Here is an 18,873-nt window from a genome sequence, read left to right as displayed (position 1 = left end):
GGAGACTGCTTCGTGGCGAAGAAGATTCTGATCGTTGGCGGCGGCTACGCCGGCTTCTACACTGCATGGAAGCTCGAGAAGCTGCTCCGTGCGGGCGAGGCAGAGGTGACGATCGTCGACCCGCTGCCCTACATGGCATACCTGCCGTTTTTGCCCGAGGTGGCCGCGGGTTCAATCGAGCCCCGCCACGCGGTCGTCGCTCGTCGACGCCACCTGAGCAAGACCGCAAACGTTGCGGGCAAGGTGACCGGTATCTCGCACGCCACGAAGACCGTCACCATCACGCCGAACGTCGGCGAGGCATACGACTTCGCATACGACCAGATCGTCATCACGACAGGCTCGGTCTCGCGCACGTTCCCGATCCCGGGTATTGCAGACAACGCAATCGGCATGAAGACGATCGAAGAGGCCGTCGCCGTGCGTGACCGCATGGTCGGCAACTTTGAGCGCGCCGCATCGCTGCCCGCCGGTTCACCCGAGCGTGCACGCCTGCTCACCGTCACCGTCGTGGGCGGTGGCTTCGCCGGCATCGAGACCGTGTCTGAGCTGCGCTCGTTCGCGACCTCGCTGCTGCGTCGCTACCCCGAGATCACGTTCGACGAGACGAAGTTCCACCTCGTCGAGGCAATGGGTCGCATCATGCCCGAGGTGACCGAGAAGCTTGCAGACTGGGTTGTCGCAGACCAGACGCGCCGCGGTGTTGACATTCACCTCAACACGCAGCTGCAGTCGGCTGACGGCGGCCACATGGAGCTGTCGACCGGTGAGAAGTACGAGAGCGATCTCATTGTCTGGACCGCGGGCGTCATGCCCCGTCCCTTCCTGCGCGGCACCGACCTGCCGATTGGCCCCCGCGGCCACGTCATTGGCAGCCCGTCGCTGCGTATCACCACCGAAGAGGGCGAAGCTCTCGAGGGCGCCTGGACCGCGGGCGACACCTCGCAGACCCCCGACATTTCTTCGACCCCCGGCCCCGGCGGTTTCTGCGTGCCCAACGCGCAGCACGCTGTGCGCCAGGGTCGCCTGCTCGCCAAGAACATCGTCGCTGACCTGCGCGGCGAGGGTGTGCGCGAGTACAACCACAAGAACGCTGGCGCAGTCGCTGGTCTCGGCATGAACACTGGCGTGTTCAAGTCGGGCGGTAACTTCGCGATGAAGGGCTACTTTGCGTGGCTCGCGCACCGCTTCTACCACGGCCTCGCGATCCCCACGTGGGAGCGCAAGTGGCGCGTGTTCGGTGGCTGGGCTAGCCACTTCTTCCTCGGCCGCGACATCGTCAACATCGAGGCGACGCAGAACCCCCGCGAAATCTTTGAAGAGTTCGCATCGCGCCCCAAGGCGTAATTTCGCAGCCATAATTTCTGGCTAGCATCACGAAGCGCCCTGTTCGGCTTACGCCGGCAGGGCGCTTCGTGGTGTTTCGGCTTAAAGGTGCATACCGTGCAAAGATTCAAGAGGTGGGTGTGGTGCAACGACGCTTAGTGACGTCGCCATACGTGAAGAGATCAGTAGCCGCCGTGCTGCTCACTGTTGTAGGAGTGAGCCTCGTCGGCTGTGGGGTAACTATGGCGGAGACGACGGGACCTGCGACGGGTGGAAAGTCGTCGGATGCAAAATCGTCGGGTGCTACGCCAGCTACCGTGCCAGAGGAAGCCGCCGCAGCTGAAGCCGCAACCACGGACCATGTGGTGCGTGTCGAACCGATCGGCGACGGGCCGATCGGTTTGCGTTTGGTGGATCCCTCGTCGATTGAGGCAAATGAGCAGTTCTCGGGCAAGGTGATCACCGGCCCAGGGGGCTGCCTCTCGCTTACCGCGAGTGAGCGTCCCTACACCCTGGTGTTCGATGCACCCACTAACTTTGGTTTAGCGAACCAGCGACCGCAAGTCTCTGACGGAACGCTGGGGTCGGTGCACGTGGGAAACTGGATCGATTTCACAGGCACGAGGGTTGCCATCGCCGACACAACAGGGGTGCCAGATAGGTGCGCCAAGGGCAGCGATTTCGTTGTCGCAATCGGCAGCGATTCGACTCGTTAGTTCAGCGTCGCTGCGTCTGGGCGTCCGGTGTCAGGCGCGCCAGGTCGTGCTACAGCGTCGGCGCGTGCTTCGTCAAAAATTCGTACATCTCGGTGTCGTCCACACCGGGAAAGGTGCCGGTGGGTAGCGGCGAGAGCACGTGCTGGTGCATGCGTGCGCTGGGCCACGCCTTGCCCTGCCAGCGCTCAAGCTGCGACGGCTCGGGGGTGCGGCAGCACGCCGGGTCAGGACAGGTGGACTGCATGCGTCCGCTCTTGTCGCGCCCGCGAAACCACTTCGAGTCTTCAAACCGCACGCCACACGCGATAGCAAAGAGACCCTGCTCTGCGTCGCCCGTCTGCACGCTCGTCCAAAACGTTCCCTCAGGCGTATCAGTGAACTGATAGAACTCGCTCGTGCGGTTTTTGCGGTTGAAGGCGCTGCGGCCGCCCCACTTGTGGCACAGCACTTCGCCCTCAATGGAGCCTGAATCGTCGCTCGGAAACGGTAAGCCATTATTCTCGTAGCCGCGCACTAGCGCGCCCGCCCCGTCGGCGCGGTAGTGGTGCACTCGCAAGCCCAGATGGCGGGTCGCGATATTCGTGAAACGGTGCGCCGCTGCCTCGTGTGTCACGCCGAACGCGTCGCGAAAGTCCTCGATGGCGAGGTTGCGGTTGCGCTTCGCGGCCTGCAAGAAATCCACGGCCTTGGCTTCAGGGATGAGGCACGCGGCAGCAAAGTAGTTGATCTGCAGCCGCTGCTCGAGAAACTCTGCGTAGCTCGACGGTTCCTTGTGTCCAAGCACGCGGTGCGCCATCGCCTGCAGCGCGAGCGACCTCAAGCCGTGCCCGCCGGGGATCGAGGTAGGAGGCAAATAAATGAGACCATTCTCGAGGTCGGTAATGCTGCGGGTGTTTGACGGCAGCTCATCGACGAACGTGAGGGTAAACCCGAGCAGCTCGGCGAGCATCGCGACTTCGCGGTGCGTGACAGCCCCCGCGCCGTGCCCAATGCGGCGCATCAGGTCTGACGCGACCAGTTCGATATCTTGCACGTAGTTATCGCGTTCGCGCATCTGAAGCCGGATCTCGGTGTTGGCTCGCCGTGCTTCTTCGCTTGACGCCGCTGCTGCGCGTGAGCGCCTGGCGAGCTCACGGTGCAACCCCACGAGTGACTTCAGAGCATCGTCGCCGAGCGTGCGGGGAGCGCGCACGTGGGGGAGGCCGAGTCGCAGGTAGCCCGGAGCGGTTTGCGCGCGCTCGAGTTCGATCTCGAGTGCGCTGCGCTGATCCGGAGCTTCGCGGCGCAGCAGCTCAGCGGCCTCGACACCGAGCTCGCGCGCGATCGCCTGGAGCAGGGTTAGCTTGGGTTCGCGGCGGCCGTTTTCAATGAGCGAGAGCTGGCTGGCAACTACACCGACGCGGTCGCCGAGCTGGCCCAGTGTCAGCCCGGCCTTGGCGCGCAGGTGCCGAATGCGCTTGCCCATGACGAGGCGGTCGAGGTCTGCCGGGTTTTGGTTGGGGGCCGGATCTTGCATCATGATTTTGACTATACGGCAATAATCGCGAATATTTCCACCGTAATTGGTGAATGAAAGGTGAATAGTCGCGTAAAAATAGAGATGTCACCGATTCTTCACCCGCTCGGGGTGACTAACGAGGAGAACAACGCTATGGGCAGCATCGATACAGCCGAGGCCACGATTACGATCGCGGAGCTCGTGCGAGCACAGGCCACTACCGCGAACACCGAGGTGCTCTCGTGGGTCACGGAGGTTGCCGAGCTGACCAAGCCCGACGCCGTCGTCTGGTGCGATGGCTCGCAAGACGAGTGGAACCACATCACGACCGAGATGGTCGAGGCTGGCACGCTGATTCGCCTGAACAAGGACCTGCGCCCCGGCAGCTTCCTTGCGCGCTCACACCCCGCAGACGTCGCACGCGTCGAAGACCGCACCTTCATTTGCTCTGAGAACGAGTCAGACGCGGGCCCCACGAACAACTGGGCTGCCCCCGCCGAGATGAAGCAGACGCTCATGCCGCTCTTTGACGGTGCGATGCGCGGCCGCACGATGTACGTGGTGCCCTTCTCCATGGGCCCCGTCGGCGGTGCCATCACCCAGCTCGGCATCGAGATCACCGACTCGCCGTACGCCGTGCTCAACATGCGCATCATGACACGCATGGGCCAGGCCGCAATGGACGGCATCACCGCTGGCAGCGAATGGGTGCGCACGGTGCACTCGGTCGGCATGCCGCTCGACGCTGGCCAAGACGACGTCGCATGGCCCTGCAGCGACACCAAGTACATCACCCACTTCCCCGAGACACTCGAGGTGTGGTCGTACGGATCGGGCTACGGCGGTAACGCACTGCTTTCGAAGAAGTGCTTCGCGCTGCGCATCGCCAGCGTCATGGGTAAGAAGGAGGGGTGGCTTGCCGAGCACATGCTGCTGCTCAAGCTCACCAACACCGAGACCAACAAGGCCTACCACCTGTCGGCAGCGTTTCCCTCGGCGTGCGGCAAGACAAACCTTGCGATGCTGCAGCCGACGATTCCCGGCTGGAAGGTCGAGACGATCGGCGACGATATCGCATGGCTGCGCCCCGGCTCTGACGGCCGACTCTACGCGATCAACCCCGAGGCGGGCTTCTTTGGCGTAGCGCCGGGTACCGGCGAGAGCACCAACCCCGTCGCGGTCGAGACCATGTGGGGCAACACGATCTTCACGAACGTCGCGCTGACCGATGAGGGCGACGTGTGGTGGGAGGGCAAGACCGACGAGGTCCCCGCCCACCTCATCGACTGGCAGGGCAACGACTGGACTCCCGAGTCGGGCCGCGTCGCGGCTCACCCCAACTCGCGCTTCACCGTGCCGATTCAGCAGACCCCTACGCTCGCGCAGGACTGGTACGAGCAGAACGGCGTGCCGCTTGACGCGATTCTGTTTGGCGGCCGCCGTGCCACCAACATTCCGCTCGTCGCCAAGTCGCTTTCGTGGGAGCACGGCGTGTTCATGGGCGCGACCGTGTCGTCAGAGAAGACCGCTGCGCAAGAGGGCACCGTCGGCGAGCTGCGCCGCGATCCCTTCGCAATGCTGCCGTTCTGCGGCTACAACATGGCCGACTACTGGGGCCACTGGCTCGAGATCGGCCAGAAGCTCGGTGAGAAGGCCCCCAAGGTGTTCCAGGTGAACTGGTTCCGCAAGGGCGCCGACGGTCGCTTCCTGTGGCCTGGCTTCGGCGACAACTCGCGCGTGATCGACTGGATCATTCGCAGCGTCGAAGGCGATGTTACGGGCGAGACGACCGCGATCGGCACCGTGCCCGCGGCGGGCGAGTTGAAGCTCGATGGCATCGAACTGCCCGAGGCCGACCTCCAAGAGCTATTTGCGATCGACGCGCAGTCGTGGCTCGATGAGGCCGCGCTCACCGAAGAATACTTCGCCCAGTTCGGTGACAGCCTGCCGGCCGAGATGACGGCCCAGCTCGAGGGACTGCGCAGCCGCCTCGGCGCGTAACCCAGCAGCCCGCGCGATGTGCGCCCGGGCCCCTAGACCGTAAGCCCCGCCGTTCTGCCCAACGGCGGGGCTTACTCTATGTAATCGAGGGCGCAGGTGCTGCAAAACCCGAGCGCTGCAGTATGCGCATTGGTGGTGCCCCTACTGGGATTCGAACCCAGACTTGATCGATTTTAAGTCGACTGCCTCTGCCGGTTGGGCTATAGGGGCGACGATCCATGATCCCACATATTTGACCCGCGAAATTACAGCACCTTGTTTAAGAATTCTCGCGTGCGTTCTTGCTGCGGGGTATCGAATATTACAGCAGGGGGGCCAGCCTCAACGACGATACCGCCGTCCATAAAGATGACGCGGTCGCCAACTTCACGAGCAAATCCCATCTCGTGGGTGACGACCACCATCGTCATGCCTTCTTCAGCTAGCTGCTTCATAACCGCGAGCACATCACCTACGAGTTCGGGGTCAAGAGCCGAGGTTGGCTCGTCGAAGAGGAGAATTTTAGGTTCCATCGCGAGCGCGCGAGCGATCGCGACTCGCTGCTGTTGACCGCCCGACAGCTGCCCAGGATATGCCTTTTCTTTGTCGGAGAGCCCGACCTTGTCGAGCAGCGCTCGGGCGCGCTTCATGGCATCGGGTTTGCTGAGCCCGCGCACCTTCATCGGCGCAAGGATCACATTCTCAATCACTGACTTGTGTGGAAACAAGTTGAACTGCTGGAACACCATGCCAATTTCAGTTCGCAACTCATCAACGTTGAGCCGTGGGGCAACAACATTCTTGCCGTCGACGAATACGGTGCCGCTGGTGATGGTTTCGAGCAGGTTGAGGCACCGTAGAAACGTGCTCTTGCCCGAACCAGAGGGGCCGATGACGCACACCACCTCGGACTCGGCGATCGAACAATTGATGCCTGAGAGCACCTCGTTGTCTCCGAACGACTTATGCAGGTCTTGCACCTCTATTATTGTGTTCATCGTCGGTCCAGTCTTTTCTCGGTGATGCTGAGCGCCTTCGATAGCGTCAGTGTGATGGCCAGATAGAACAGTGCAACCGTCGTGTAGATCTCGACCGCATTGAAGTGACTCGCTGCAATCATGCGGCCTTGGAAGATCAGCTCGGGGACGAGGATCACTGACAGAATCGAGGTGTCTTTGATGCTAATGATGAACTGATTACCGAGCGGTGGGATCATGCGCTTGAACGCCTGCGGCCAAATCACGTGGAGCATCGACGTGTGCTTACTCATGCCAAGGGAGCGGCTCGCCTCCATCTGTCCTTTGTCGACAGACTGAATGGCGCCGCGCACAATCTCGGCGATGTAGGCGCCTGAGTTGAGTCCAATAACGATAATGCCAGCGAGCACCGATGGCAGCGTGTAATTGATGATGAGTGGCAGCGCGAAGAAGATCCAAATGGCTTGCACTAGAACGGGGGTGCCACGAAAGAGCTCGACGTACATCGTGCTAAGCCAATACAAGGGCTTCAGTGTACTAATGCGGCCGACGCCCGCGGCGGCTCCCAGCGCGAACCCGATGATGAGCCCTGCGATCGAAACAAGTAGCGTGTAATAAAGCCCGGTAAGCAGTGCCGGAAGGAAGTCTACGACCCCGGCCCAGTCGAAGTTGGCGAGTGCAGTCAATGCGGGTGTGCCTCTCGTGAAGGGCCGGTCGGCATGATCTGACCGGCCCTATCGAACTGGGAAAAACTGCTATTTGGCAGAGGCTGCGAGCTCGTCGAGCCACGTGGGCTCTTCACCGAACCATTTGGCGAAGATGTCTGCATAGGTCCCGTTTTCGATGATGGTGGCGAGGGCCGAATCCATTGCTGCCACGAGAGCATCGTTGCCCTTCGACACGGCGATGCCGTAATCCTGAGCTTCTAGCAGGTCACCCACAACCTTCAGTTTGCCATCGCCCGCGGTGCTGACGTAGTACTCGACGTTGGGGGCGTCGTACAGCACGGCGTCTGCCGTGCCACCTTCGACGGCGAGATAAACCTGATCAAGCTGCTCGAAAGGCAGCGCCTTGGCGCTAGGAATATTCTCTTTAATGTAGTCAAGCGGAGCAGAACCCAGCCGTGAAGCCACAGTTTTCCCCTCTAGGTCTTCAACACCCTGAATATCTGTGTTGTCGACGGGGACGCCTACCTTGATACCCGATTTGTAGTAGGGGTCTGTGAAGTCGACGGCCTTCTTGCGGTCATCGGTGATCGTGATGCCGGCGATGGCGATGTCAAAGGCCCCGGTCTGCAGGCCGGGAATGATCCCGTCGAAGTTCGTGGTTTCGAGGTTAATGTCAAACCCGACCTCATCGGCAATCGCGTTCACGATATCGATGTCGAAGCCGACATGCTCGCCATCTTGGTCAAATTCGAATGGCACAAATGAGCTGTCGGTGGCGACAGTGTAAGACGACTTGAGGTCACCCGAATCGGCCGAGGTGCCCGCGTCGTCGGAGCCGCCTGAACTGCCGGTGTCGCCGCTTGAACAACCGACCACTCCCGCTACGAGTGCAACGGCAGCGGTGGCTGCGAATGCTGTAAAAATGCGCTTGGTGAACTTCACTGTTGACCCCTTGCTTTTCGAATCTCCGGGTAGGAGCTTTCACTCCACGCTATGGAACTTGTCGGCCACGGGCAAACAAGCAGGGCCCAGTGTGCGCCGATTTAGCCCGGCTCCGGGCTTTAGTCTGCTCGTCCACGCCACCCGCCGATCGTAGTGGTGGCGTGCATCTGAGCGTGCCACGCCAAATGTGCAACATCTGAAAGTCACGTTCTGGTACCGATTGAAATTGCGCCCCGAGCGGGGCGTGAATCGCGCGACCCAGTAGGCTGATGTGGTGCTATTTGCCAAGTTCGTTCTTATCGCCGCGATTGTCGCGGCCGCCTCGCTCGGTCTCTTCATGCGTGTGCGCGCGTGGCGGGTGCGCAAAATCGCCGAGCGTGCGCGCTGGGAAAGCGAGCTTTCGCGCGACCTGCGAGATCTCTGATCTATCGCGCGACGCCACCTCATTTTGCTGCGCGAACTCGGGCGACCGCATAGACTGCGGCTATGTCACTCGACCTCAGCGCTTCAGAGCTGCTGGCGGCTGCCACGCGCGAGCCCTGGCTTGATCCGGATCATTACTGGGGCACGATCGATGCTGCAGCACGCAGACACCCCGGGCCGGTCGTCGCGCTGTCGCTGGCGGCGCTCGCGCGTAACGCGCACGATCTGACGCGTCGAGCGGGCGGGATCCCGGTGCGTGTCGCGAGCAAGTCAGTGCGGTCACGCGCGGTGCTAGAAGCCGTGCTCGCGCTGCCGGGATACCGCGGGGTGCTCGGGTACACCCTCGCCGAGGCGCTGTGGCTTGCGTCGACCGGCATCGATGACGTCGTGGTGGCGTACCCGAGCGCGGACCGGGCGGCGATCGCGCAGCTCGCGGCGAACGATGAGCTGGCGGGGCGGGTGACGGTGATGATCGACAGCTCCGAGCAGCTCGACCTGATCGACAGTGTCGCGCACCCCGGGCGGCGCGCCGAGGTGCGAGTGTGCATCGACCTTGACTGCTCGTGGAAAGCGCCAACTCTTGGGCACATCGGCGTGCGCCGCTCACCCGTGCACGACGCCGAACAGGCCGAGTGGCTCGCTCGCCACGTGGCAGGCCGGGCTGGGTTCACGCTGGTGGGCGTGATGGCCTACGAAGCTCAGATCGCGGGAGTGGCAGACCGCCCCGCAGGTAAACCCGCGACGGGTGCGCTGATGCGCGCGATTCAGCGGGCGAGCGGGGCAGAACTTGCAGCGCGTCGAGCCGAAGCGATCAGGCGAGTGGAGGGCGAGGCCGAGCTCGAGTTTGTGAACGGCGGCGGTACCGGATCGGTCGAGCGCACCGCGCGCGAGGCCTGCATCACCGAGGTTGCAGCGGGCAGCGGACTATACGGTCCGCACATCTTCGACCACTATGAGGCGTTTGATGTGGCCCCCGCCGTAGGGTTTGGGCTCGACGTCGTGCGCAAACCCACGCCCGACCGGGTCACACTGCTGGGCGGCGGATGGATCGCGTCGGGGCCCACGGCGCCAGACCGGTCGCCCCTGCCCGTGTGGCCCGCAGGGCTCGCCTACGAACCACGCGAGGGGGCAGGTGAAGTGCAGACCCCGCTGCGCGGAGCTGCGGCGCGGGCGCTCACAGTAGGAGATCGAGTGTGGTTGCGGCATGCGAAAGCGGGCGAACCGATGGAGCACACCGAACACATCGTGCCCATCGGCGTCGCCGGTGAGCCGCTCGAGCCGATCGCAACGTACCGGGGCGAAGGGAAGTGTTTTCTGTGACCGCAAAATGGGTGAACTGGGCGCGCACCGAATCATCGCAGCCCGCGACCACGGTAGCTCCACGCAGCGCCGAACAGGTGGTCGCCGCAGTGCAGCGGGCGCGTGACACGGGGCACACCATCAAACCGATTGGCGCGTCGCACAGCTTCACCGCGATCGGTGCGACCGACGGGATCAGGCTCGACATGAGCCGCATGCGCGGGCTCGTGGGCGCCGACACCGCAAAAATGCGCGCAACACTGTGGGGCGGCACACACCTGTGGGAGGTGCCCGCGCTGCTTGCTCCGCTCGGGCTGGCGATGGCGAACCTCGGCGACATCGACCGGCAGACCATCACGGGCGCCACGCAGACCGGCACACACGGTACGGGGCTCGGATTCGGGGGACTCGCTACGAGCATTGTGGGCGCACAGATTGTGACGGGCGAGGGGGAGATCCTAGATATCGACGAGCAGACGAACCCCGAATTGCTGCCAGCGGTTGCACTTGGCCTGGGTGCGCTGGGCATTGTGCTCACGGTGACACTGCAGTGTGTGCCGCGGTTTCTGTTGTGCGCCGAAGAATCCCCGGCGGGACTCGACGAGGTTCTCGATGGTTGGGAGGCGCGTGCACACGACGCCGACCACTTCGAGTTTTTCTGGTTTCCACACACTCGGTCGGTGCGTACCAAAACGAACACGCGACTGCCGTTTGACAGCCCGCGAAAGCAGCTCGGCCGCGTGGCCAGGTTCGTCGACGAAGAACTCGCGAATAATGTCGCCTTCGGCGCGTGCGCTGCCATCGGTGCCGTGGTGCCGCGCGCGGTGCCGCGGCTTAATCGGCTGATCGAATCGGTGTCGAGCCGCCGAAGCTACGCCGACGAATCGTGGCGTGTCCTCATCACAAACCGCCGCGTGCACTTTCGTGAGATGGAGTACGCGGTGCCGCTCGCTGCCGTGCCCGGCGCGGTGCGCGAGCTGGGGGCACTCATCGAACGCGAACGCTTTCGCGTGTCGTTTCCCATTGAGGTGCGCTCGGCCGCGGCAGACGATCTCATGCTGTCGACCGCGTACGGCCGCGAGTCTGGCTACATTGCGGTGCATCGCTTCTGGCGTGAGCGTGACACGGCCTACTTTCGTGAGGCCGAGGCGATCCTTGCCGCCCATGACGGGCGGCCGCACTGGGGCAAAATGCACACGCTCGGGGTCGATCAACTGCGCACGCGGTACGCGCGCTTCGGCGACTTCTTGGCTGCGCGCGAGCGGCTCGACCCGGATCGGGTGTTCGCAAACCCGTACCTGACCCGCGTGTTGGGCGAGTAAACGGCTAATCCACAGCAGACACTTGTTCCGTATCGATACACTTTTCCCATGTCTGGTGGATTGATTGCCGCGCTCGTCGCCGTGGGTGTCCTTGTTCTTCTGATCGGCTATGTCTGGATCACCTACAACTCCCTCGTCACGCTGCGGGTGCGCGTCGATGAAGCGTGGAGCGACATCACGGTGCAGCTCAAGCGGCGCGCCGACCTGATCCCGTCACTTGTTGAGTCGGTCAAGGGATACGCTGCTCATGAGTCGGGCGTGTTTGAAGCCGTCACGAAGGCGCGCGCAGAAACGATCTCTGCCGATAGCCCCGCCGAAGCATCGGTGGCCGAGGGCCACATGCAACAGGCACTGAAGAGCATCTTTGCTGTGGCAGAGGCCTACCCGCAGTTGCAGGCAAGTCAGAACTTTCTGCAGCTCCAGGGCGAACTCGTTGACACCGAAAACAAGATCCAGGCGTCGCGCCGGTTCTACAACGGTGGCGTGCGCGAGTACAACACCAAGATTCAGCTCTTCCCCAACACCCTCTTTGCGCGGGGGATGGGATTCGCTGAGCGGCAGTTCTTCGAGGTTGACGACGTCGCGTCGATCTCTGAGCCGCCGCGCATTCAGTTCTAACCGGGGCGGGCCGTGTACAGCGCGATTCGCCGCAACAAGGTCAATAGCTTTCTCATCATCCTGCTGTTTCTCGTCATTGCCTGCGGGCTAGGGTGGTTGGCCGCATATATTTATCAGTCGCCCGGCATTGTCATTACGGTGATGGTGTTTGCGCTGGGGTACGCTGTGCTGCAGTACTTCCTGGCGGGCAAACAAGCGATCTCGATGAGCGGCGCACAGCGCATCCAAGAAGCCGACAATCCCAGGCTCTATCGCATCGTCGAGAACCTCGCGATCACAACGGGCACACCGATGCCCGAGGTGTACATCGTGCACGACCCCGCCCCCAACGCGTTCGCGACGGGGCGTGACCCCGAGCACGCGATGGTAGCGGCGACTACCGGGCTGCTCGACATCATGACCGACTCAGAGCTTGAGGGTGTCATGGCGCACGAGCTGGGTCACGTGCGCAACTACGACATTCGGGTATCGATGATCGTGTACGGCCTCGTTGTCGCGATCGGCATGCTCGCCGACATGATGATGCGCATGGCATTCTTTGGGCGCAACAATAACAACAACAACCCGGTCGTGCTCGTATTTGGGCTTGTCGCAATGCTCGTAGCACCGCTCGTGGCGACCATGGTGCAGCTCGCGGTGTCGCGGCAGCGCGAGTACCTCGCCGACGCAACGGGTGCGCTCACAACACGTCACCCCGAGGCGCTCGCAAGCGCCCTGCACAAACTGTCCACCTACGGTAGACCATTGCAGAAGCAGCAGTCGAGCATGGCGCACTTGTGGATCGCTGACCCGCTGAAGCCGGGCCTCGCACAGCGACTCTTTGCCACGCACCCGCCGATTCCCGATCGGATTCGCAGGCTGCTCGACATGGGGGGCAAATTCTAGGGTGCAGCAGGCCGGGCACGCTAGGCTAGGTAAGTTACCCGAGGAGGTTGCTCACCGTCGTGTCCACCATGTTTCGCTCGCTCCGAGGCCGCAACTACCGCATTTGGTTTGCTGGCGCGCTGCTATCAAACGTGGGCGGATGGATGCAATCTACCGCCCAGAACTGGGTGGTGCTCACCGAGCTCAGCGACAACAACGCCTCGGCGGTCGGCGTCACCATGGCGTTGCAGTTCGGCCCGCAATTACTGCTCGTTCCCTTCAGCGGTGCGGTGGCAGACAAGTTTGACCGCCGCAGAGTGCTCATGATCACCCAGAGCCTCTTGATGCTGTGCGCGGCGGCTCTCGGTGTGTTACTCGTCACCGGTGTGGCCGAACTCTGGCACGTGTACGGCTTTGCGCTCGCACTGGGCGTGATTAATGCGTTTGACGCGACCTCTCGTCAGGCATTCGTCTCAGATCTGGTGAAGGGCGACCAGATTTCAAACGCGATTGCATTGAACTCGGCGTCGTTCAACTCGGCCCGTCTCATCGGCCCAGCCATTGCTGGAATCCTGATCGCCGCGGTCGGTTCTGGCTGGGTGTTTCTGATCAACGCCGTGTCATTCTTCGCGGTGCTCATCGCACTGTCCGTGATCAAACCTGATCCGGAGCCGGTGGAAAATGGGCCGCACCGAGAGGGGCAGCTGCAGCAGCTCGTCGCAGGGTTTCGGTATGTGCGGCATCGCCAGGACCTGTTGGTGATCTTTGTGATGGTGTTTGTGCTGGGCGCGTTCAGTATGAACTTTCCGATCATCGCGTCTACCATGGCCGTCGAATTTGGGCGCGACGCGACCGACTATGGACTGTTGTATTCGATGCTCGCGATCGGTTCACTCACGGGCGCGCTCCTCGTTGCGCGCCGCCCCGCTGCCCGCATGCGCGCGGTGATCGCGGCATCGGGAGGCGTGGGCGTGGTGAGCCTCGCGGGTGCGTTCATGCCCACGTTTTGGGCGTTCGCGGGGTCGCTCGTGTTTCTTGGTTTTGCTACCGCAACACTTTTGACTACCGCTAACGGATTTGTGCAGACGACGGCAGCGCCGCACGTGCGTGGCCGCGTGATCGCGCTCTATGTGGCCGTGCTGATGGGTGGAACACCGCTCGGGGCGCCACTTGTGGGCGCTGCCGCAGACAGCTTGGGTGCGCGTGCGACGCTCGTGATCAGCGCTGCCGCGGGACTTATCGCATTCTTTGTGGGCGCGATCTGGCTTGTGACGGCGCGTAAACTACGGCCGCACCGGGGCGCTGGCTGGCGGCTGCGGTTTACCCACGTTGGGCGACCGGGGCTCGAAGATGATCCGGCTGAGCAGGTTGAGACGCTCACCGCACCGCTCGATATTTTGCGCCGCCCCGCCGCCCCGATCCCCGCAGAAACTTCGGTGCCGCAAGAGACGGCGCAGGTTCCGCTCACGACCAGCAAGATCCAGCTCCCCGGGCACATCGCAAAGCGTGATGCGGGGGAGTAGGCTGGAGGGGTTCACGCGAACTCGCGTTCGCTTCTTACAACTTAGATGGAGCCAAGATACCGGTGAGTGACTTCCTGTCGGCACAAACCCGCACTGAAACGGACTCGATCGGCAGCGTGGAGGTGCCCGCAGCCGCGTACTGGGGCGTGCACACCTACCGCGCGCACGAGAACTTTCCGATCGCGCGCCGCCCAGTTTCGGTCTACCCCGACTTCGTGCGCGCATTTGCGTGCGTGAAGCAGGCTGCCGCCCGAGCAAACCTTGAGATCGGCGCGCTCGACGAGCAGCGCTCTACCCTCATCGACCGCGCGTGTGAAGAGATCAAGACGGGCATGCTGCTCGACCAGTTCGTAGTGGGAGTTGTGCAGGGCGGCGCTGGCACGTCGACCAACATGAACGCGAACGAGGTCATCACGAACCGCGCACTCGAGCTGGCTGGCCACGAGAAGGGTGACTACTCGTTCATCCACCCGAACGACCACACCAACCACAGCCAGTCGACGAACGACACGTACCCGACCGCGATCAAGATCGCGCTCGCGTTCTCGCTCGAGAGCCTGCTCGAAGAGCTGGCACTGCTCGCCGACTCGTTTGCGGCGAAGGGCCGTGAGTTCAAGGACATCATCAAGGTCGGCCGCACGCAGCTGCAAGACGCGGTGCCGATGACGCTCGGCCAGGAGTTCAACGCGTTTTCGGTCACGCTGCGCGAAGACATCGACCGCCTGCGTGAGGCCGTCACGTTGCTGCGCGAGATCAACATGGGTGCGACCGCCATCGGCACCGGTATCAACGCGCCCAAGGGGTACAAGGAGTCGGTGCTGAAGCACCTGCGCGACATCACGTCGCTCGACCTGGTGACCGCTGGCGACCTCGTTGAGTCGACGAGTGACACGGGCGTGTTCATCACGTTCTCGGGCGCGCTCAAGCGCAGCGCGCTCAAGCTTTCGAAGATCTCGAACGACCTGCGCCTGCTCTCTTCGGGCCCGCAGGCTGGCTTCGGTGAGATTAACCTCCCCGCCCGCCAGGCAGGCTCCTCAATCATGCCCGGCAAGGTCAACCCCGTGATTCCCGAGGCCGTGACCCAGGTCGCGTACGCAGTTGCCGGATCAGACGTCACCGTGTCGATGGCTGTCGAGGCGGGCCAGCTGCAGCTCAACGCTTTCGAGCCGATTATTGCGCACTCGCTGTTCCAGTCGATCACGTGGCTCGAGCGAGCATGTCAGACGCTGCGCGTCAACTGTGTCGACGGGATCACCGCGAACACCGATCGCCTCGACGACATGGTGTCGCGTTCGGTGACCGTGATCACCGCGCTCGCACCCGTCATCGGCTACTACGAGGCCGCAAGCCTCGCGAAGGAAGCGCTGGCGACCAACGAGCGCGTGGGCGACCTCGTGATCTCGCGTGGACTGCTCAGCCAGGCCGAGCTTGACGAGATTCTGAAGCCCGCGAAGCTTGCAGGTATTCACCCCGAGACGGGCAGCATTGATGTTGTTCCCGCCGAGACGGTGGCCGCGAAGGTCGTGGCAGACGACACCGCCGAGTAACACCGCGGCAGCGTTGTAAACGCGAAGGGGGCGGGTGAGCACTCAGTGCTCACCCGCCCCCTTCGCGTGGTGTGTGCGGTAGACGTCTCGGCTACGCCTTCGTGCAGTGTGACGTCACGGCGCCAATCTTTTCGATCGTAACGGTCACTTCACTGCCGGGTACGAGATACAGCGGGGGCTTGCGTGAACGGCCAGCACCGCCCGGCGAACCGGTCGAGATGAGTGTGCCCGGCAGCAGCGTAAGCGACTGCGAAATCGAGGCGATCAGCTCGGCGACCGTGCGAATCATGAACGAGGTGTTCGAGTCTTGCACGCGCAGACCGTCGACATCGGTGGTAATGCCGAGCACCTGCGGGTCAGGGATCTCGTCTGCGGTCGTAACGACCGGGCCCACCGGGGTGAAGCCGTCGAACGACTTGCACCGCGACCACTGCGGTTCGAGAAACTGAATGTTGCGCGCCGTGATGTCGTTGATCGTGGTGTATCCAAACACGTAATCGAGCGCTTCTTCAGCAGAAACATTCTTCGCGGGCTTGCCGATGATCACACCGAGTTCGCCCTCGTAATCGACCTCTTCGCTCAGGTGCACAGGGATCGGCACCTCGCCATCGTGTGATCCGAGGGAGTTGGGGAACAGCGAGAACAGCACTGGGCCGGAATCGTTGTCAAGGTTGAGCTCGCTTGCGTGCTCGTCGTAGTTGAGGCCCACGGCGAGGGTGATGGGGGGCCCGATAACTGCGGGTCCAAAGCTGATCTCCGTGAGCGGCGTCCACTCTGCGGCCGGCATCGTGCTGACCGCTTTGCGTAGGGCTTTGTGGGCTTCGGGGCCGGCCTCGATGTGCTGCTGCAGGCTGCGTGCGCTGCTACCTAAGCGGCTCACAGCGATGCACGTTTCTTCACGAACGACTGCAAGCTCTGGAGCGGAATCGGGGGAGAAGATTAGGTGCGCGAGTTTCACTCCTCCAGCGTAGCCGACCGTGGCGTGTGGCGGGCGAAAGGAGCTTGTGTGACGTGTCAGGCCGCGTTTTTTGTATGGTCGGCACGGGATTCATACGGCGGCGGCGGTGTTTCCTCTGAGCGAACGGGAAGGCAGGGTGATCAAGTTTCGGGGAGAATGGTGGTCATGACCGAGAATGCGAAGACTAAACCTGAAATTGAATTTCCTGACGGCCCGGCACCCGCCGAGCTGCAGATCGTAGACGTTGAGGTGGGCACCGGCGCAGAGGCAGCCGCGAGCTCAACCGTTGACGTGCACTACCTGGGCGTTGAATACGACACGGGCGAAGAGTTCGATTCGTCGTGGGGCCGAGGCGAGTCCATCAACTTCCCGCTGCGCGCGCTCATCCAGGGCTGGCAGGTCGGTATTCCCGGCATGAAGGTTGGTGGCCGTCGCAAGCTCATCGTGCCCCCTGCCCAGGCCTACGGCACCTCAGGCGGTCATCCGCTGTCGGGCAAGACGCTGATCTTTGTGATCGACCTGCTGGGCGTTAGCTAGGCGACCACTAGCACGCGGCGGGCACGCCCGCGCGTGGTGAAGAGGGGGCTCGGCCGTGTGGCCGGGCCCCTGTTTCGTCTGTGCAGAGGTGGTCAGCGCGCTCGTGGGTGGTAACGTAGCTTCGTTCAGCACACGCACAGAAAGAAACGGAGCCGCCGGTGACCGCAGTCGACCAGCAGCAGGAGGCACAGGGTAACGCTGTGCCACGAGAACCCAAGAACAGGCTCGACCGGTTCTTTTTGATCAGCGAGCGAGGATCAACTTTCGGCAACGAGATCCGGGGTGGCCTCGTCACCTTCGTCACGATGGCATACATCGTGATCTTGAACCCGATCATTCTCACGAGCGGCGTAGATATCGAGGGTAACTCGCTCTCGTTCCCAGCGGTTAGCGCCGTCACCGCGCTTACCGCTGGCGTGATGACGATCCTGTTTGGGCTTGTCTCGAAGCTGCCGTTCGGTTTCGCTGCGGGACTCGGCATTAACGCCTTCGTGGCGTTCTCGGTCGTCGGTCAGGTGACCTGGCCCGAAGCGATGGCGATCGTCGTGATTAACGGTGTGCTGATCGTGCTGCTGTCTGCCACCGGTCTGCGCCGCATGATTTTTGACGCGGTGCCCGTTGAACTGAAACTCGCCATTACCGTGGGTATCGGCCTGTTCATTGCGTTTATTGGGTTTGTGAACTCGGGCTTCGTGACCGCGACGGGACAGGGGTCACCGCCTGTCGGGCTCGGCGGCGGCGGTTCTATCGTCACCGTGCCGACCCTGATGTTTGTGCTCACGCTCCTGCTCACAGGTGTGCTCGTTGCGGCGCGCGTCAAGGGTGGCCTGCTGATCGGCCTCGTCACGGGAACGGTGGCTGCTGTCATCGTTGAAGCCATTGCAAAGCTGGGCCCGCGCACGGGCGCTGACGGTGATGTCGCGAACCCGGGCGGCTGGGGTCTCACCGTACCGGAACTTGGCGGGGCCCCCTTCAGCGTTCCCGACCTGAGCCTTGTCGGGGCCGTGAGCTTCGATCTTGGGCGCGTGGGCATTGTGACCCTGGTGATGCTCGTTTTTACCCTCCTGTTCACCAATTTCTTCGACGCTATGGGCACCATGACGGGGCTGTCGCGAGAGGCTGGCCTGTCAGACAAGGACGGCAACTTTCCGCGCCTCAAATCGGCCCTGATCGTCGAAGGTGTCGGTGCGATCGCCGGCGGCATGACGTCCTCATCTTCAAACACCGTGTTTGTTGAATCGGGGGCTGGCATTGGTGAAGGAGCCCGCACGGGCTTCGCAAACCTCATCACGGGTGGCATGTTTTTGCTCGCCATGTTCTTCACCCCGCTCACGCAGATCGTGCCTACCGAGGTCGCTGCCGCGGCTCTCGTGATCGTCGGAGCGATGATGATGGCACAGATCAAGCACATCGATCTGGGCGACTTCCGCGTGCTGTTGCCGGTATTCTTGACCGTCTCGGTCATGCCGATGACCTACTCGATCGCCAATGGCATCGGCGCAGGCTTTGTCGCATGGGTGCTCGTGCACGCATTCAGCGGTCGGGCAAAGCAAGTGCACTGGCTGCTGTGGATCGTAGCGGCGGGCTTCGTCGTGTTCTTCGGGCGCGGTCCGCTCGAGGCATTCCTCGGTGCTTAATGCGTAATTGACCTGGGAACGCCCAAACAGAAGGGGCC

At 62.6% G+C, this 18,873-nt stretch carries 17 protein-coding genes and 1 tRNA gene; 12 read left to right on the top strand and 6 right to left on the bottom strand.

What is annotated here, in order from left to right; genetic code table 11:
• The first annotated feature begins 12 nt into the window (after positions 1–12).
• Both ACXR2T_RS02895 and ACXR2T_RS02890 read left to right on the top strand, forming a co-directional pair.
• Positions 13–1,347: an NAD(P)/FAD-dependent oxidoreductase gene (locus tag ACXR2T_RS02895; protein WP_458838186.1), complete on the top strand. Its 1,335-nt coding sequence runs from the start codon at positions 13–15 to the stop codon at positions 1,345–1,347.
• 152 nt (positions 1,348–1,499) lie between these two features.
• Positions 1,500–2,042, top strand: a complete 543-nt coding sequence (locus ACXR2T_RS02890; protein ID WP_458838187.1) for a hypothetical protein — start codon at positions 1,500–1,502, stop codon at positions 2,040–2,042.
• A gap of 49 nt (positions 2,043–2,091) precedes the next feature.
• On the opposite strand, the gene ACXR2T_RS02885 is transcribed toward ACXR2T_RS02890, so the two are convergent.
• Positions 2,092–3,561, bottom strand: coding sequence for a helix-turn-helix domain-containing protein (locus ACXR2T_RS02885; protein WP_458814127.1), 1,470 nt, complete (start codon positions 3,559–3,561; stop codon positions 2,092–2,094).
• A 132-nt stretch (positions 3,562–3,693) separates the two neighbouring features.
• On the opposite strand from ACXR2T_RS02885, the gene ACXR2T_RS02880 reads away from it, so the two are divergent.
• Positions 3,694–5,541: a phosphoenolpyruvate carboxykinase (GTP) gene (locus tag ACXR2T_RS02880; protein WP_458814345.1), complete on the top strand. Its 1,848-nt coding sequence runs from the start codon at positions 3,694–3,696 to the stop codon at positions 5,539–5,541.
• 133 nt (positions 5,542–5,674) lie between these two features.
• Here the strand turns inward: ACXR2T_RS02880 and ACXR2T_RS02875 are convergent.
• The 4 genes from ACXR2T_RS02875 to ACXR2T_RS02860 form a co-directional block, all read right to left on the bottom strand.
• Positions 5,675–5,751 (bottom strand) — tRNA-Leu (locus tag ACXR2T_RS02875).
• 35 nt (positions 5,752–5,786) lie between these two features.
• Positions 5,787–6,518 (bottom strand): amino acid ABC transporter ATP-binding protein, encoded by a 732-nt coding sequence (locus tag ACXR2T_RS02870; RefSeq protein WP_458814129.1) that lies wholly within the window; start codon positions 6,516–6,518, stop codon positions 5,787–5,789.
• On the bottom strand, positions 6,515–7,183 hold the full coding sequence (locus tag ACXR2T_RS02865) for an amino acid ABC transporter permease (protein ID WP_458814131.1): 669 nt from the start codon (positions 7,181–7,183) through the stop codon (positions 6,515–6,517). Before ACXR2T_RS02865 ends, ACXR2T_RS02870 begins: the two co-directional genes overlap by 4 nt.
• A gap of 69 nt (positions 7,184–7,252) precedes the next feature.
• Positions 7,253–8,107: a transporter substrate-binding domain-containing protein gene (locus tag ACXR2T_RS02860; RefSeq protein WP_458814133.1), complete on the bottom strand. Its 855-nt coding sequence runs from the start codon at positions 8,105–8,107 to the stop codon at positions 7,253–7,255.
• A gap of 274 nt (positions 8,108–8,381) precedes the next feature.
• On the opposite strand from ACXR2T_RS02860, the gene ACXR2T_RS02855 reads away from it, so the two are divergent.
• The 7 genes from ACXR2T_RS02855 (at position 8,382) to ACXR2T_RS02825 (ending at position 15,703) form a co-directional block, all read left to right on the top strand.
• Entirely contained in the window at positions 8,382–8,531 is a 150-nt protein-coding gene (locus ACXR2T_RS02855; protein ID WP_458814135.1) for a hypothetical protein, read from the top strand.
• A 62-nt stretch (positions 8,532–8,593) separates the two neighbouring features.
• On the top strand, positions 8,594–9,850 hold the full coding sequence (locus ACXR2T_RS02850; protein WP_458838188.1) for an alanine racemase: 1,257 nt from the start codon (positions 8,594–8,596) through the stop codon (positions 9,848–9,850).
• Positions 9,838–11,151: a D-arabinono-1,4-lactone oxidase gene (locus tag ACXR2T_RS02845; RefSeq protein ID WP_458838189.1), complete on the top strand. Its 1,314-nt coding sequence runs from the start codon at positions 9,838–9,840 to the stop codon at positions 11,149–11,151. The genes ACXR2T_RS02850 and ACXR2T_RS02845 overlap by 13 nt, the downstream gene beginning before the upstream one ends.
• Positions 11,152–11,199: 48 nt before the next feature.
• Positions 11,200–11,769, top strand: coding sequence for a LemA family protein (locus tag ACXR2T_RS02840; RefSeq protein WP_458814141.1), 570 nt, complete (start codon positions 11,200–11,202; stop codon positions 11,767–11,769).
• A gap of 12 nt (positions 11,770–11,781) precedes the next feature.
• On the top strand, positions 11,782–12,654 hold the full coding sequence (locus tag ACXR2T_RS02835) for a M48 family metalloprotease (RefSeq protein ID WP_458838190.1): 873 nt from the start codon (positions 11,782–11,784) through the stop codon (positions 12,652–12,654).
• 68 nt (positions 12,655–12,722) lie between these two features.
• Positions 12,723–14,156, top strand: coding sequence for an MFS transporter (locus ACXR2T_RS02830; RefSeq protein ID WP_458838326.1), 1,434 nt, complete (start codon positions 12,723–12,725; stop codon positions 14,154–14,156).
• 62 nt (positions 14,157–14,218) lie between these two features.
• Positions 14,219–15,703 (top strand): aspartate ammonia-lyase, encoded by a 1,485-nt coding sequence (locus tag ACXR2T_RS02825; protein WP_458814145.1) that lies wholly within the window; start codon positions 14,219–14,221, stop codon positions 15,701–15,703.
• A gap of 91 nt (positions 15,704–15,794) precedes the next feature.
• On the opposite strand, the gene ACXR2T_RS02820 is transcribed toward ACXR2T_RS02825, so the two are convergent.
• Entirely contained in the window at positions 15,795–16,661 is an 867-nt protein-coding gene (locus ACXR2T_RS02820; RefSeq protein ID WP_458814147.1) for a fumarylacetoacetate hydrolase family protein, read from the bottom strand.
• Between the two features lie 165 nt (positions 16,662–16,826).
• Between ACXR2T_RS02820 and ACXR2T_RS02815 the strand changes: the two genes are divergently transcribed.
• Both ACXR2T_RS02815 and ACXR2T_RS02810 read left to right on the top strand, forming a co-directional pair.
• On the top strand, positions 16,827–17,198 hold the full coding sequence (locus ACXR2T_RS02815) for an FKBP-type peptidyl-prolyl cis-trans isomerase (RefSeq protein WP_458814149.1): 372 nt from the start codon (positions 16,827–16,829) through the stop codon (positions 17,196–17,198).
• 158 nt (positions 17,199–17,356) lie between these two features.
• Positions 17,357–18,835, top strand: coding sequence for an NCS2 family permease (locus tag ACXR2T_RS02810; RefSeq protein ID WP_458814151.1), 1,479 nt, complete (start codon positions 17,357–17,359; stop codon positions 18,833–18,835).
• Positions 18,836–18,873: the final 38 nt, after the last annotated feature.

Source organism: Leucobacter faecis (assembly GCF_054456635.2).
The sequence above is the reverse complement of the archived record's forward strand: the minus strand, read 5'-3'. Positions and strand labels throughout refer to the sequence as shown.

Bases quoted from the DNA above. Each gene is read 5' to 3' on its own strand.
- ACXR2T_RS02870 (WP_458814129.1), bottom strand. From the start codon at position 6,518: ATGAACACAATAATAGAGGTGCAAGACCTGCATAAGTCGTTCGGAGAC.
- ACXR2T_RS02840 (WP_458814141.1), top strand. From the start codon at position 11,200: ATGTCTGGTGGATTGATTGCCGCGCTCGTCGCCGTGGGTGTCCTTGTT.
- ACXR2T_RS02815 (WP_458814149.1), top strand. From the start codon at position 16,827: ATGACCGAGAATGCGAAGACTAAACCTGAAATTGAATTTCCTGACGGC.
- ACXR2T_RS02830 (WP_458838326.1), top strand. From the start codon at position 12,723: ATGTTTCGCTCGCTCCGAGGCCGCAACTACCGCATTTGGTTTGCTGGC.
- ACXR2T_RS02885 (WP_458814127.1), bottom strand. From the start codon at position 3,561: ATGATGCAAGATCCGGCCCCCAACCAAAACCCGGCAGACCTCGACCGC.
- ACXR2T_RS02880 (WP_458814345.1), top strand. From the start codon at position 3,694: ATGGGCAGCATCGATACAGCCGAGGCCACGATTACGATCGCGGAGCTC.
- ACXR2T_RS02850 (WP_458838188.1), top strand. From the start codon at position 8,594: ATGTCACTCGACCTCAGCGCTTCAGAGCTGCTGGCGGCTGCCACGCGC.